General features: G+C 69.6%; 2 protein-coding genes. Both read right to left on the minus strand.

The window, feature by feature from the left end; genetic code table 11:
* Positions 1 to 2038, minus strand: a 2038-nt coding sequence (locus tag ACEN88_RS28325; protein WP_413345028.1) for a glycosyl hydrolase 115 family protein, incomplete at its 3' end; no start/stop codon positions are given.
* Positions 2039 to 2066: 28 nt separating this feature from the next.
* Positions 2067 to 2918 (minus strand): SGNH/GDSL hydrolase family protein (locus ACEN88_RS28330; RefSeq protein WP_413345030.1); only part of this gene is annotated, 852 nt, incomplete at its 5' end.

Genomic DNA, 2918 nt, shown 5'->3' on the forward strand with positions numbered 1-2918 from the left:
AGACGGCCTCGCTGCCCTCCACCGCGACGCCCAGCGCCGGCGCGGCCGGCAGCGCGATCTCGCGCACCCCGGGCATGATGTTCGTTGCGGGATCGCGCCAGCTCGTGTAGCCGATGTGCGTCTGCGCCATCATGTGGTTCCACTTGCCGCCATTGATCGTGTGGTACTCGCGCGAGATCGCGGCGTCCTGCGCGAACAGGTCGCGCGCCCGCGCCGCGAGGTCGTTCGTGTCGGCGCGGCCCTGCTGCGCGTGGAGGCGATTCGCCTGCACCGTCGCATACAGTTCGCCCAGCGTGCCCGATGCGCGCACGGGATGCTCGACGAGCTGGAAGAACGCGTCCTTCTGCGCCGGCGCCAGCTTCGCCTTCACCCGCTCGACACGCGCGGCGAGGTCGCGCCAGTCGGCGACGATGCGCTCGGACTCGCGGTAGTTCGTCGCGCTGTACGTGCCCGGCTCCAGCTGTTCCGGCCGGCGGCGCCCGTTGTAGCGGGCGTAGGTCTCCACGATGTCGGCGATTTCCGCGGCAAGGTCAGGTGACTGAGCGGCACCGAATTCACGCGTCGCCCACAGCTTCAGGTACTCGGGCAGACGCGACGCGGGCCACGCGGCCGGGTTCCACGCATAGGTGAGGAAGAATTCCGTCGGCACTTCCATCGGCTTGAGGTCGCCCACGTTCACGACCCACAGCCGGTCCGCGCCGAGGCGCCACGCGAGGTGCATCTGTTCCCACACCTTCGGCAGCGGCGTCACGTTGATCCACTTGTACGAGCGCGGGCCGCCCACGTAATCGAAGTGGTAGTAGATGCCGGCGCCGCCGCTGCGCTTGCGTTCTTCGGCGGTCGGCAGGCGGCGGATATTGCCCCAGTTGTCGTCGCACCAGAGCAGCGTGACGTCATCCGGCACGCGCATGCCCTTCTCGTAATACTCCTGGACTTCCTTGTACAGCGCCCACACCTGCGGTACCTGCGGCAGCGGTTTCCCGGTCGTCTTCGCGATCATCGCGCGCTGGTCGGCCACGATCCGCTGCAGCAGCGCGACGTTCGATTCCTCGGACATCGGCTCGTCGCCGTCGCCGCGCATGCCGAGGGTGATGACCTTGTCGTAGTCCTTCGCGCGGTCCAGCCCCTGCTGCCAGAATTCGCGCAGCACCTGTTCGTTGCGGCTGTAGTCCCACGGACCCTTGCCGTACTTTTTCCACTCCGCGTGGGCGCGCATCAGCGGTTCGTGGTGCGACGTGCCCATCACGATGCCCATCTCGTCGGCCAGCGGGCCGTTCTCCGGATCGTCGTCGTAGAACGCATTGCCCCACATGGCGGGCCACAGGTAGTTGCCGCGCATGCGCAGGATCAGCTCGAACAACTTGCCATAGAACTTGTGGTTGAAGCCGCCGAATTTTTCCTTGGCCCAGCCGGACAAAGCGGGCGCCTCGTCGTTCAGGAAGATGCCGCGGTCGCGCACGACGGGCGCGTCGGCCACGCGCGTGCCGGCCGCCACGGCGAGCACGTCGTGCTTCGCGGGCGCGACGTCGGCCCACCAGTTCCATGGCGAGACGCCGATCTGCTCGGACACCGTGTACAGCCCGAAGATCGTGCCGCGGCGGTCGCTGCCCGCGACGACGAGCGCACGCGCCACGCCCGGCAGCGGATTGCGCACCGTCTGCACGAGATAGCCTTCCCATTTCCCGCGCACGGCCTTCGCATCGATCTTGTTCTCGCGCGCGAGGCGGTCGATCAGCGCGCTTTGGCCGAGCGTGCCGACGATGACGACATCCGAACCCTTCGCCACGGCGCCGGCCGACGCCAGCAGCGCGGGCCGGATGCCGGACACGCGTTCGATGTCCGCCTGCAGGTCGGCCGCCGCGCGGCGCACGCCCTTGAATTCGTTCGGGTCCACGAGGATGCGCGCGGCCTGGCCGGACCGCGCGAGTACGACGGCATCCTTGCCGGCTTCGAACGTGACGAAGGGGCGCTCTCCCAGCGCCCATGCCGGCTGTGCGGCCGCGAGCGCCAGCATGGCGGCGGCGACGAGTGATCTCATAAGTCTCCTGATGTTTTTATAGGTGGTTTCAGCGCGCGATGCGGCACGTCTTGAGTTGTTCCAGCGGCACCGCGTCCGCCATCGCCTTGTAGCCGGCGGTCGACGGATGCAGGCCGTCGTTGTCCAGGGTCTTCAACAGGTGGTCCGGTTTCGCCGGATCGCGCAGCGCCGCGTCGAAGTCGACGACGCCGTCGACGACGCCCGCGGTACGGATCCACTGGTTGTAGGCGAGGCGGTCCGCCTCGTTGTCCGCACCCGGCGCGTAATAGCCGCTGCCGCCGTACGGGGTGATCGTCGCGCCCAGCACGCACACGCCCCGCAGATGGGCGCGCGCGACGATCTGGCGGTAGGCCTGTTTCAGGTCGTCCAGCAGGGCCGCGCGCGCCGCCGGCGTGTCTTCCTTGTTCCGGTGCTGCACGCCGAAGTCGTTCACGCCGATCATGACGATGGCGTGCGAGACGCCCGGCCGCGCCAGCACGTCGCGATCGAAGCGGGACACGAGGTTCGGGCCCAGGCCGTCGCGCAGCATGCGGCCGCCGCCGATGCCCGCGTTGACGACACCGACGTTCGTCATTCCCGCGGCGCGCAGGCGGGTCGCGAGGCCGTCCGTCCAGCGCGCATACGTATCCGGATTCACGCCGTAGCCGTCCGTGATCGAGTCGCCGATCGCGACGACCGTGTGCGCCCCGGCACGGGCCGGCACTTCGACGCCCGTGATCTGGTACCAGCGCGTAAAGGTGTCGGCCTGCGGCCAGTTCGCGGCCTGGACCTGGTTGCCGGGCACGCGGAAGCTCGTCGCGGCGGGGGGCGGGGGGGGGGGGGGGGGGGGGGGAGGCCCCCCCCCCCCGCCGCGCCGGGGGGGGGGGGGGGGGGGGGGGGG

The organism is Massilia sp. CT11-108, assembly GCF_047302915.1.
GTDB classification, from domain to species: domain Bacteria; phylum Pseudomonadota; class Gammaproteobacteria; order Burkholderiales; family Burkholderiaceae_D; genus Telluria; species Telluria orientalis.